The sequence below is a fragment of the Pseudoalteromonas sp. TAE79 genome, from assembly GCF_000498015.1.
Lineage (GTDB): Bacteria > Pseudomonadota > Gammaproteobacteria > Enterobacterales > Alteromonadaceae > Pseudoalteromonas.
Genome location: NZ_AUTL01000234.1, coordinates 1 through 11,214 on the forward strand (window position 1 = coordinate 1; position 11,214 = coordinate 11,214).

The 11,214-nt window shown below is 38.5% G+C and carries 12 protein-coding genes; 11 read left to right on the forward strand and 1 reads right to left on the reverse strand.

Going from position 1 to position 11,214, the window contains the following annotated elements; translation table 11 throughout:
* Positions 1 to 268: 268 nt before the first annotated feature.
* The gene (locus tag L655_RS0118315; protein WP_024605852.1) at positions 269 to 1,123 is read right to left on the reverse strand and encodes a hypothetical protein; all 855 of its coding nucleotides are present in this window, start codon (positions 1,121 to 1,123) and stop codon (positions 269 to 271) included.
* A gap of 224 nt (positions 1,124 to 1,347) precedes the next feature.
* On the opposite strand from L655_RS0118315, the gene L655_RS0118320 reads away from it, so the two are divergent.
* From L655_RS0118320 to L655_RS0118370, 11 genes are all read left to right on the forward strand, one after another.
* Positions 1,348 to 1,605, forward strand: coding sequence for a hypothetical protein (locus L655_RS0118320; protein WP_024605853.1), 258 nt, complete (start codon positions 1,348 to 1,350; stop codon positions 1,603 to 1,605).
* A gap of 264 nt (positions 1,606 to 1,869) precedes the next feature.
* The gene (gene istA / locus L655_RS0118325) at positions 1,870 to 3,378 is read left to right on the forward strand and encodes an IS21 family transposase (protein ID WP_158000947.1); all 1,509 of its coding nucleotides are present in this window, start codon (positions 1,870 to 1,872) and stop codon (positions 3,376 to 3,378) included.
* On the forward strand, positions 3,368 to 3,772 hold the full coding sequence (locus L655_RS1000000128425; RefSeq protein WP_024605855.1) for an ATP-binding protein: 405 nt from the start codon (positions 3,368 to 3,370) through the stop codon (positions 3,770 to 3,772). The genes istA and L655_RS1000000128425 overlap by 11 nt, the downstream gene beginning before the upstream one ends.
* On the forward strand, positions 3,730 to 4,104 hold the full coding sequence (locus L655_RS1000000128430) for an ATP-binding protein (RefSeq protein ID WP_275041164.1): 375 nt from the start codon (positions 3,730 to 3,732) through the stop codon (positions 4,102 to 4,104). Before L655_RS1000000128425 ends, L655_RS1000000128430 begins: the two co-directional genes overlap by 43 nt.
* On the forward strand, positions 4,101 to 4,589 hold the full coding sequence (locus L655_RS0118335) for a hypothetical protein (protein ID WP_024605857.1): 489 nt from the start codon (positions 4,101 to 4,103) through the stop codon (positions 4,587 to 4,589). The genes L655_RS1000000128430 and L655_RS0118335 overlap by 4 nt, the downstream gene beginning before the upstream one ends.
* Entirely contained in the window at positions 4,570 to 5,523 is a 954-nt protein-coding gene (locus L655_RS0118340; RefSeq protein WP_024605878.1) for a tyrosine-type recombinase/integrase, read from the forward strand. Before L655_RS0118335 ends, L655_RS0118340 begins: the two co-directional genes overlap by 20 nt.
* A gap of 94 nt (positions 5,524 to 5,617) precedes the next feature.
* Complete coding sequence (locus L655_RS0118345) at positions 5,618 to 7,183, forward strand: TOPRIM nucleotidyl transferase/hydrolase domain-containing protein (protein WP_024605879.1); 1,566 nt, start codon at positions 5,618 to 5,620, stop codon at positions 7,181 to 7,183.
* Positions 7,168 to 8,199, forward strand: coding sequence for a helicase UvrD (locus L655_RS0118350; RefSeq protein WP_024605880.1), 1,032 nt, complete (start codon positions 7,168 to 7,170; stop codon positions 8,197 to 8,199). Before L655_RS0118345 ends, L655_RS0118350 begins: the two co-directional genes overlap by 16 nt.
* A gap of 44 nt (positions 8,200 to 8,243) precedes the next feature.
* Positions 8,244 to 8,852 carry an RHS repeat-associated core domain-containing protein gene (locus L655_RS1000000128200; RefSeq protein ID WP_024605881.1) on the forward strand — a complete coding sequence of 203 codons (609 nt, stop codon included), beginning with the start codon at positions 8,244 to 8,246 and terminating at the stop codon, positions 8,850 to 8,852.
* 11 nt (positions 8,853 to 8,863) lie between these two features.
* A complete protein-coding gene (locus tag L655_RS0118360; RefSeq protein ID WP_024605882.1) occupies positions 8,864 to 9,253 on the forward strand; it encodes a hypothetical protein in 390 nt (129 codons plus the stop codon).
* Positions 9,254 to 9,444: 191 nt separating this feature from the next.
* Positions 9,445 to 10,568 (forward strand): IS3 family transposase gene (locus L655_RS0118370; RefSeq protein WP_241764518.1). Its coding sequence is split into 2 segments (ribosomal slippage): positions 9,445 to 9,676 and positions 9,676 to 10,568, totalling 1,125 coding nucleotides; the frame shifts between segments, so codons are not numbered across the junction.
* Positions 10,569 to 11,214 lie beyond the last annotated feature (646 nt).

The window sequence follows — 11,214 nt, forward strand, 5'->3', positions numbered from 1 at the left end:
AATATTAATTAAAATTTCGGTGGCTAAAACAAGCTTGTACCACGGTAATACAAATCGTGTTTCAGCTTAAAAATGTCTGTTGTGCCAAAGGGTGATGTTTGGTGTGCCATTCGAATGCGAATTTACAGGTATATATTCCCATCAAAAAAGACAGCTTGATCTTTTAAGGTGTAACAACGTGTTTATTAAGACGAAACAGAAAAAGCATATAAGTGGAACAAAGCTAAGGTTAGCCTTCGAATAATGATCAACGTAATTGCATCTGTGGTTATGAATAAAAATAAAGATGGTTGGGTTTTGAAAGAATATTTTTTAAGATCTCGTCACTAACAAATTGGTCTAAGTTTTCAACTTTACAGCTTCTACCGATAGCAATTATCTCATCTAACTTCTCAAAATCATAAGTTAGTCGCTGACGCAAAGTATCACTTGTACCTAACGCGCTTTTTCCTGAAAAACGCAAAGCAATTTTATGTCCTATTTCTATTTTTTTGAGCGCTTGGTATTTGTATCCAAACAGATACAAGAATTGGCCGTAGGCAAACTTCTCTGCTGAAGATGGTCTGCTATGTTGGTACTTTTGGGTTTGCAGCATTGCAATAATCATTAGTGCTTCTAGTGAGCCTAACGTTTGTTGACGATATAAATTAAGGCGCTGTCTATGGTAAGACTGCTTAAATGAGCCAATCGAATGTTCAAAGCTTCTACTTTTAAGTGCTTTTTTTGTAAAAAGTTGTCGTTTTAAGTCTCGATCTAGTTTTTTAATGGCATCTTTTATTTCCAGCTTTCCATCAATGAAAAGCCATAGATCGTGGCGCAGTATAAGCGCGGAATACCAACAAATTGATTCAATAAAGTGCTTCAAGTTACCAATGTGTTTGATACCTCTGCCCGACAGTAGTTTGTACCAAAAATTTCCATATTTTTTGGTTAGCGGATCTCTGTCGTTATATTCAAGAGATTTGATAAACATTGCCATGTTTTCAAATCTGCATTCAGCTAGGTGATGTTGAATCGTAGTTTGAGAAGCTACAGAACGTATTGCTGGTGAAAGCGTTAAGTACATTTTCGCTAATTTATCTCTTTTACTCTCCCTGACTTTGAAATTCGCTAATTCGTTCATTACATGATTGGCATTTAATTATTGATTATGTATTTCATTCTTTGTTTTAAGTCATAAAGCAGTTTTTACTGTGCTTTCAAAAATTACATTTAAATTCATTGTGATAAATCTCCTTTTTTCATATTGCTGGAAAATTGAATTGTATAAAAAAGCGACAATGTGATTTTTAATAAATGAGTATAGGCTAAAAGTTACCCCTTGTATGAAACGGAGGAATACAAACCTTGTGTGATGAAGAACGGGAATTGTTGGCGACACAAATAGAGCAAGATTTATTGAATTTGTATGGTTCACCAATTCTCAATACAAGCCAGTTACAACGTGCTTTGAATTACCGCAGCATTGCTGCTGTTAAACAGGCCATTCAAAGGCAGACTTTACCTGTACCAATATTTCGATTACCTAATCGAAGGGGTTGGTTTGCATTTGTAAAAGATGTTGGTGTTTTTTTAGCGGCACAAGCGTTTAAGAAAGAGGACTAATTCGATGTAGTTTTATCTGGTTTAACAATAAATTATGGCGTAGAAAGAACAAAAGCCCTGAGAGCGGCAACTCTAAAGGCTTTCTGAATTAACATCGAAATGAACTCTCGATGCTTAATCATTGTTCTGAATGCGGCTTTTGTCAAGTTTTCACCTTAATTGTGTGAGAGCCAGTGCCGCCTGCGCCTCTTTTTCACCTAAAAAGAGGACATCATAATGATGCCAGTAACAACCATTAGAGCAGCAGTGAGAGCCAAATTTGTCATGCCTCACATCACTGTTCGAGAACAAGCAAGAATTGCAGGTGCTTCGCCATCTGCAACTCACAGAATAAACAAACGCTGTGAGCGCTACGGGGTAGACCACCCTTTACTTGAGCAATTCAATGATACAGAAGCGAAAGAAGCTTTGCGTATTGAGTCTAAGCGAATCCACGACAAACGAGAACCTGATTACAATAAAGCATTACAGGAGCTTGGAAAGCCTCGTGGTAAACGTAAATCGCGCACAATACTTTTCTTAGAGTATCAAGCCGAAGATCCATCAACAGCGCTGAGCAAATCACAATACTTCCGAAAACTAAATAAAGTCATGAAGCGCGTAAAAATTGTGATGAAGCAGCACCATGCGGCAGGAGAGACCTTGTATATCGACTACTGCGGGACGCAAGTCTTTTACACGGACAATGGTGAAAAAGTATGGGTTAAAGTATTTGTTGCTGTACTAGGCGCTTCTAAGAAGATTTTTGCTTTTGCGACTGCGGGTGAGAAAACGATTCATTGGATAGATGGGATGACCCGCGCTGTTGAATATTACGGAGGTTGCCCTGAAACTATCTCTATGGACAACGCAAAAGCGTTAGTCAATAAAGCCGGACTTATCGCTAATTTAGTCGATAATGTTGAAGCGTGGGGATTACACTACGGTTGTTTGATGGATACTTGCCGAGTGGGTCGCCCTCAAGATAAATCCTTGGTTGAGTTAGGCGTGAAATTTGTAACTCAACGCATTTTGGTGCCGATGTTGGAGATGTCTTTTTTCAGCTTACACGAAATCAATCGTCATTTAGCACGAGAAGTAGAGCTGCTGAATAACGAAAAGTTTCAAGGATTCGATATTTCCCGAAATGACCTGTTCGCCCTCGGTGAGCGTGAAATTTTAGAGCAAAGATGTTTACCTGCGTTGCCATTTGCAATGGTCGTAGAACGCAAGTTAATTCGTGTTCAATCTAATTACCACTTTAAATACAAGCAACATGAATACTCAGTTCCCTATGCACTTGCAGGCGAGATTGTTGATGTTGTTATCACACAATCCCACCTCTCCATCTCCTATCAAAATGAGTTCGTTTATAAACATGTAATGAGCCAAGAAATCATGGGGGCTACAACCATTCCAGAACATATGCCAGTTGAGCATTTAGCTGATCACAACATGTGTGACAAAGCACTAAATCTTGAATGGGCACGGGACATTAGTGAACCAGTGACTGCAATCGTTGAAAAGTGGTATTCGGAAACTAACAATCCGAAATCCAGACCAATAGCTAAACGCTGCAAAGCATTAATGGATATGGTGCAAAAACGTGGCGAACATGTTGTTACCAAAGCTGTTGAGTATGCTTTAGCGCATAAGATGGATAGACCAACAGATATCAATCTAATTATCAGCGCACAAAAGCTCGAAGGTGGTTTCGATAAGCTACCAGCATATGTGCGTAAGCACGAAAATGTTCGTGGTAAAGATTACTTTGGAGGCGATTATGACGCTTAAAAAACAGATTTCCGAGATATTACTTAAGTTAAAACTTAATGGTATGAATGCAGAGCTAGAGCGCCAATGCAGTAGTGATAAATATGAAGATATGAGTTTTTTTGAGCGGCTTCATGGCTTAGCACTAGAAGAACTTACTTTAACTTCAAATTCTCATATAGCTCGATTGCTAAAGCGCTCCAACATTCGTTGGAAACACGCTTCACTTGCTGAGATTGATTACAAAATTCAAACGTCATTAAAGCCAGCAGTAATAAAGGAGTTAGCCGAGTTAGAATGGTTAAATAACCACCGCCACATNCTGGCTTGGGCAAAACATATTTGGCTAGTGCGTTTTCAAACGAAGTTATTATGCAATCAGTTGAAGCCTTTCAATGCCGCTTCAGCGAACTAATCATTAAGCTTTCTGCCGATAAGTCAGAAAAAGGAGTCACGACATTTTTGAACAAGGTTAAAAAAGTACCTTTATTAGTCATTGATGATTGGGGAATTGCTCCTCTTACAGTCACTGAGCGCCATGCATTGTTTGAGCTAATCGAACAGCGTGATCAAAAAGGCTCTTTGATTATTACTTCTCAGTACCCAGTCGGTGATTGGTATGATGCGTTTGGGGACGAGACAATAGCGGACTCTACTTTAGATCGCATTGTCCACAGCGCTCACAAAATCAATATGAAAGGTGAGTCGTTCAGAAAGTTAATGGGAATTCAAGGAGGCTTAAAATGAACTCGATTCCACTAGATAGTTATCTTAATGTTTTAGGCCAAATCAATCTTGATGACCTCAATATCAAACAGGTATTCGATTATTACCAGCAGCGTTATCAGGCAAGCACTTTGGCACAACAATTTGTTGTTAACAGTTGTCGGATTGACGATGAATTTAAATTTGACTTACGTATCGGTCTTTGTGATCGCACGATGGGCACAAACATCCCTAAGGCTCGAACACCTGAGGGGGCCTCTATTCGCGGTAGCTTGCAACGTTGCGGGTTAATTCGAGCAACAGGGCATGAACTATTCAGAGGTTGCATTGTAATACCCACTGTAGATAACAATGGCAGCATCATATCTGCTGTTGGTTATCGTATAGGCCGCATCCGAAATGGTGACAAAGCAGTTGTCTATTGGCACAAGCCAGAGCCGAAAGCTTATGTGGAAACAGGTATGTCAAATGCAAAAGAGTTGATACATGGACAAACCTACCACTAATCGGATATGGCGATGTGCCAAGTACTACTTTGAGCTTTGTCTCGCAAAGGGGCAAAGCTCAGATACAGTGCGAGGTAAACGAGGCGGTCTTAAGAAGTTTTTTCTTTGGTGTATAGACCGCAATGTTACGCGCATTGACCAAATCGATCTTGACTTGATGGATGACTATGCTGCTTATCTAAACGCATATCGCAAACCGCTAGATAATCAGCCGCTATGCCCTGCTCAAAAACGAAATTTACTTACGTTTGTTAAAACATTCGTAAAGGTCATGCATATCAAAAAGCTGCTGCCAACAAATTCGCTTGAAAATATCGAACTCCCATCAAAAGGAGAACAGATACCCAAAGCACTTTATAGTGTTGAAGAGATAGAAACCATATTAGAGCAACCACTGCTGTTCGGGATTAAAGGTTTGCGTGATCGCGCTATTCTTGAAACCTTTTTTGCTACGGGCATCAGACGAGGTGAATTGGTTAAGCTGAATATTGATGATATCGACTTCAAAAGCAAGTTGGTTCGCGTTCACGGCAAAGGTAAAAAAGAACGTTTGGTGCCAATTAGCCTGCGAGGATGTGAGTGGTTAGCTTTCTACATTGGTAAGATCAGACCAATGTTTGCTTTCATCGGCTCAGGAAAGGCGCTGTTTCTGGCTAACAATGGCAAACGCTATGTACCGGGTAAATTGTCTGATATGGCATCACAGTACGTGAAATTAGCTGGGTTTGATCGTACTGGCGCGTGCCACCTTTACCGCCACAATACAGCAACAACGATGTTGGATAATGGTGCTGATCTTCGTCACATTCAAGAAATGCTGGGCCATGCCAGCATCCTCACAACGCAACTCTACACGCATGTTAGCCGTAAGAAGTTGTCAGAAGTTTACGAAGCGACTCATCCTTCTGCTGAAGGTGGTAGTGGGTTGTTTTGATAGTTAGTTTTATACCTTATTCTTGCCAAAGAGTTTGCCTTTTAGCACAATGAGTTAATATAACCGGAATGGAATAAAGAGGTACAGGGAAGTTATGAAAATCATCGAAAGAATTAAGCTGTTTAACTTTAAAAAATTTTTAAATTTTGAAGTTCAATTTACTGAAGAAGTAAATTTATTGATTGGTGACAATGAGGCAGGGAAAAGTAGCATACTCTCCGCTATTGAGCTTGTACTAAGTGGCAGTAAATCTAAAATTGAAACAATTGGCATTGATAATTTATTTAACAAAAAAGTTATCAATGACTTTTTAGTTTCAGATAAAAGTATTGAAAATCTTCCCACCCTTCGTATTGAGCTGTATTTGAATGATCAAGATAATCCTCATTTAAATGGAAAGGTTAATTCCGAAGGTGTTGCTTGTGATGGGCTGGTTTTAACATGTGAGCCAAATGAAGAGTTAACTCACGAAATATCAGAGGTTTTAGCTCAAGCAGAAAGCAACTTTCCTTTCGAATATTATGTCGTTAATTTTGCAACTTTTTCAGGCCAAGCATATTCGGGTTATAGAAAATTCCTAAAGCATCTAACCTTAGATAGCTCTCAAATAAATAATGACTATGCAACCAAGGAATATATTAAGTCGGTATATGACAACTTTGTTGAGCAAACTGAGAGAATAAAGCTAAAAAATGAATATAGACAACAAAAAGTAGCTTTCACAGAAACCAACCTTAAAACTATAAATGACAAACTTGATGAATATCAGTTTTCTCTTAGAACTGGCTCGAAATCAAATTTGGAAACTGATCTGAATATTGTTGAAGATGATGTTCCTATCGAAAACAAAGGAAAAGGTAGGCAATGTTTTATTAAAACAGAGTTTGCATTAAAAGAGCATGATGCAGGCAAGCCAATAGACGTATTATTGTTAGAAGAGCCTGAAAACCACCTAAGTCATACGAATATGAAGAAGCTGGTTCACAGGATATCAGAGTCACATGCAAGACAAATCTTTATTGCTACTCACAATAGCCTAATAAGCACTAGATTAAATTTACGCAACGCTATTCTACTAAATAGCTCTTCTGCCGAACCTCTTACCATGAAAGGTTTACCAGAAGACACAGCTAAATTCTTCATGAAAGCACCCGACAATAATGTTTTAGAATTTATACTGTCGGCAAAGGTCATATTAGTAGAAGGCGATGCTGAATATATCCTTTTGGATTCACTCTATTCATCTGTATCTGGCTCTACATTAGAAGCAAATAATATTCATGTTATTTCAGTTGGTGGTACAAGTTTTAAAAGGTATCTAGACATAGCAAAAATCTTAGGTATACGAACCGCTGTGATACGTGACAACGATGGAGACTATCAAGCAAACTGCGTTGATGGTTATGTTGACTACAGGGCTGATAATATCGGTATTTTCTACGATGATGATAATACCAATAATACGTTTGAAGTTTGTCTATATTCTTTAAATCAAGATGTTTGCGATGAACTTTGGTTGGCGGGCCGGAGGGCTTTGTCTGTTCAAGAATTCATGCTGAAAAACAAGGCTGACTGTGCATTTGAGTTATTAGATAAGAAAGCTGACCATATTGAGACACCTGACTACATCAAAAGAGCTTTCCAATGGATAAACGAGTAGTTTTTGCTGTAGCAGGCTCAGGTAAAACAAGTCATATAATAAATGAGTTAAGAAGTGATTCTAAAACGCTGATATTAACTTATACGGACAATAATTTATCGAACCTGAAGCATAGGATAATGCAAAAGTTTGGTAAAATTCCTTCTGGAATTAAAGTGTACTCATACTTTCAATTCTTGTATTCATTTTGTTTTAGACCTCTATACGGTCACGAGCTTAAAACTAAAGGTATTAATTGGCATGTCCCTCCATTTAATACATTAAAAATGAAACGAAATGATAGTAGGTTCTATATCGATAGCCACAATAGGTTGTACTCCAATAGAATAGCAAAGCTAATCGAACAACTGGGCATTATAGATGAAGTTATTCAACGTATAGAAAAGTATTTTGACAGCATTTGTATTGATGAGGTTCAAGACTTTGCAGGGCACGATTTCAACTTTTTATTAAGCATTTTTCCAGCAAATATAAGCCAGTTATTTGTGGGAGACTTTTATCAACATACATTTGATACGTCTAGAGATGGAAATGTTAATAAGTCACTTCATGATTGCTATGAAAAGTACAAAGCAAAATTTACAAAAGTTGGTTATATAGTCGATGAGGAATTGTTGTCTAAAAGCCACCGTTGTAGCCCAATTGTTTGTAAGTTTGTTACAGAAAAATTATCAATACATATTGATTCACATCGAAGCGACCAGACGCATATTGAGTTTATTGAATGTAAGAACCAAGCTATTGACTTAATGAATTGCACGGAAACAGCAAAATTATTTTATCAAGATAGTCGAAAGTACAAGGGGTATACAGAAAATTGGGGAGCTACTAAAGGATTAGATTGTTTCGAAAATATTTGTATTGTTTTAAATAATACAACACTAAAACTTTTTCAAAGTGGGAAGTTAGAAGAGTTAAAACCCCAGACAAAAAACAAATTTTATGTCGCTTGTACTAGGGCCAAGCAGAATATTTACTTTGTTCCTGAAAGACTTGTCAAGCATCTGAAAACTTAGTGTTGCTTACAAAGGTTAATGGATCGTAGTTCGTACTAATTTATATGCAGGCACGATACTATGATCCAGTTATAGGACGTTTTTACTCGAATGATCCAGTTGGGTTTAGGGGAACTCATAGCTTTAATCGTTATGCTTATGCGAATAATAATCCATATAAATATACTGATCCCGATGGACGTTGCCCTGATGCTTGCATTATTGAAGCTGGTGTAGCTACTGGTACTGTTGCGGTTTATGCGGCGGCATCCGTTGGAGTAGCATTGGGCTGTATTGAATTTTGTGGAAAAATTAAGACAGGGATTGAGAATTTTGTAAACTCCGTTTTCAATGAATCCTCAGAGTCAGATTTTGGAGCTGCTGGAAATTTACCTGATTTGACAGGAGAAACACCACAAGGAGCTGCGGAAATTTTGGGTGAAAACGGATTTGAAGATAAAGGAAAAACGGAAGGTGGGAATTCGAAATATTATCATCCCGATGGAAGTAGGGTTCATATTGATAAAGATGGTAATGTAAAAGTCACAGGTAAAAAGCAAGATAAACAAGATGGCTCTGGTAAATACCGCCCGAGATTAGACAAAGATCGAAATAAACTGGAACATGGTGATGGGTTAGATAATCATGATACTGGTGAAAAGCTTGATCAGTAAGGATTAGAATTATGCATGGTGTAGAAGAACTATTAAATTTTGACTTTACCTGTTTTCAAATTGAGATAATTAATTATGATTATGATGCCGCTGAAATAGAACTAATCTTACAACATGAGCTTGGTGTCTTATCTAAAAAGATAATTTTTAAAAAGGTTCGACGTTTTTTAACAGAACATCCTTCATATGATATTGATTCACCTTTTTTAATTGATAGTGTGGAAGTTGATAGACTAACAAACAGAGGTGAAGATTTCTTGGCGACTCACGGATATGGGCATCTAGATAAAGAAGGAAATATCCTAGTATTTTCTGGTGATGAGGGGTTTTTGTATAGAATACGAGTCAGCGGAGATATCAATCTGGATATTGTTTTTCAATTTGTTCAAGTGACATCATAAACGACGATTTACAATACTTTAACTCAGCCCCCAACCACTATCTGGCGGGGCTTTTGTTACCAAAATAATGTTCGAGCTGAACCTCTTGGAATCCCCTCAAACCGCAAGCTCTTTTTTCTGCGACCGATGTGATCTTCCCCTAAAACCGTAGACACTTTTTACTTAGAAACCGAAGTAAGGTAAAACGTGTTATGAATAAAAAATACACCGACGAATTTAAACAAGAAGCCGTTCGCCAAGTGGTTGAAAAAGGCCATTCTGTTCCTGATATTGCCAAACGGTTGGGTATCTCTGATAAGTCTCTTTATTACTGGGTCAGTAAGGCCAAAGTGCCCGCCAGTCAGTCGGCAGAGCAAGAAGAAATACGTCAACTTAAAGCAGAAGTTAAGCGCCTGACAGAAGAGCGTAATATCCTAAAGGAGGCCGCAGTGTACTTTGCAAGCGAGTCAAAGAAAGGTACACGTTCATAAAATCACGACTCCACGTTTACCGCGTTAATACGATGTGCAGGGTGTTAAATGTTCACCGCAGTGGTTTTTACGCGTGGCTGAAAGAGCCTATATCAAAAGCAGAGCAAGAGAATGTCCGTTTGCTTGAATGCATTAAGGCAAGTTATGTGCAAAGTGGTGGCGTGTATGGCAGTCCGCGTATCACCCACGAGCTTAAACGACAGGGCGAGCAGTGCAGTGAAAACCGTATAGCGAAGCTGATGAAGCAAGCCAAACTCAAAGCCAATATTGGCTACAAACGACGTTATTTTAAATCCACGACACCATCAGTGACGGCCGATAATCATTTACAGCAACAGTTTGTGGTATGCGAGCCTGATAAGGCGTGGGTGGCGGATATCACCTATATCAAAACCTACGAAGGCTGGTTGTATTTAGCCGTCGTATTAGACCTGTTCTCGCGCAAAGTGATTGGCTGGTCAATGCAACCGACGATGACCCTAGATATCGTTGTTAAGGCATTGCTCATGGCAGTATGGCGACGACCTAAGGCAACACAAGTCATCGTGCACAGCGACCAAGGCAGCCAATATGCCAGTGGGGATTATCGAGACTTTTTAAAAGTACATAACTTCATACCGAGTATGAGCCGCCGAGGCCATTGCTTAGATAATGCTGTGGCAGAAAGCTTTTTTCACTCACTCAAAACGGAACGAGTGAAACGAAAAGTGTACGCAAACCGAAGCGAAGCAAGAGCTGATTTGTTTGATTACATAGAAATGTTTTACAATCGAACACGACTGCATAGCCACCTTGGTAATGTATCCCCTGATGAATATGAAAAATTATATTCAGAGGCAAGCTGAGTGTCTACAAAATCGGGGGAAGATCACTAAGTCATTATTTTGTGGTCACTGGTGCTAATCATTTAATGATGATCAGATACAGATCATGATTGGTCATTACGAAGCGACGACCTCTCATGTGTGATGACTAGAAAATAGTTTTCTGCCAGAACCAGAATGGTCCAGTATAAATGACTGAGTGGTCCAAACAAAGTAGATTGGTGGTCCTAAAAAATTGGCTCAGCGGTTCAGGTGAGCCGGATTTTGCAATTGTTCGATTTCTCGAAAGTAAATAAACAAATACGGCAATATCAACTTTTCTTTGCTACAATCCTAGTTACTCCGTTCTTGGACTTTTCTAAAATTTGTTGCTTGATTTGAGTTATATTTTACAAAATACTTTACATTACCGCATTTTTTTTGGTAATAATATTTTCAGTGCGTTATTTTTATTGGGGTTTTATGAAACTTTACATTAATTATTTTGCTCTTAAGTATGTGGAACCATTTTAGTGTCCCAACCTTTACAGTGTAAAGGTAATTAGATTCTTTACACTTTTTACTCTAAACCCAGTATTCGTACTGGGTTTTTTGTTTGCCCAGCGAAGCTGGCAAACCCGATAGGCTGAAAGATGCCTTATCACCCTGACTAAGGGGAAGATAATCT

Bases quoted from the DNA above. Each gene is read 5' to 3' on its own strand.
- L655_RS0118350 (WP_024605880.1), top strand. From the start codon at position 7,168: ATGGATAAACGAGTAGTTTTTGCTGTAGCAGGCTCAGGTAAAACAAGT.
- L655_RS0118345 (WP_024605879.1), top strand. From the start codon at position 5,618: ATGAAAATCATCGAAAGAATTAAGCTGTTTAACTTTAAAAAATTTTTA.
- L655_RS0118315 (WP_024605852.1), bottom strand. From the start codon at position 1,123: ATGAACGAATTAGCGAATTTCAAAGTCAGGGAGAGTAAAAGAGATAAA.
- L655_RS0118340 (WP_024605878.1), top strand. From the start codon at position 4,570: ATGGACAAACCTACCACTAATCGGATATGGCGATGTGCCAAGTACTAC.
- L655_RS1000000128430 (WP_275041164.1), top strand. From the start codon at position 3,730: ATGCAATCAGTTGAAGCCTTTCAATGCCGCTTCAGCGAACTAATCATT.
- istA (WP_158000947.1), top strand. From the start codon at position 1,870: ATGCCTCACATCACTGTTCGAGAACAAGCAAGAATTGCAGGTGCTTCG.
- L655_RS0118360 (WP_024605882.1), top strand. From the start codon at position 8,864: ATGCATGGTGTAGAAGAACTATTAAATTTTGACTTTACCTGTTTTCAA.
- L655_RS0118335 (WP_024605857.1), top strand. From the start codon at position 4,101: ATGAACTCGATTCCACTAGATAGTTATCTTAATGTTTTAGGCCAAATC.
- L655_RS1000000128200 (WP_024605881.1), top strand. From the start codon at position 8,244: ATGCAGGCACGATACTATGATCCAGTTATAGGACGTTTTTACTCGAAT.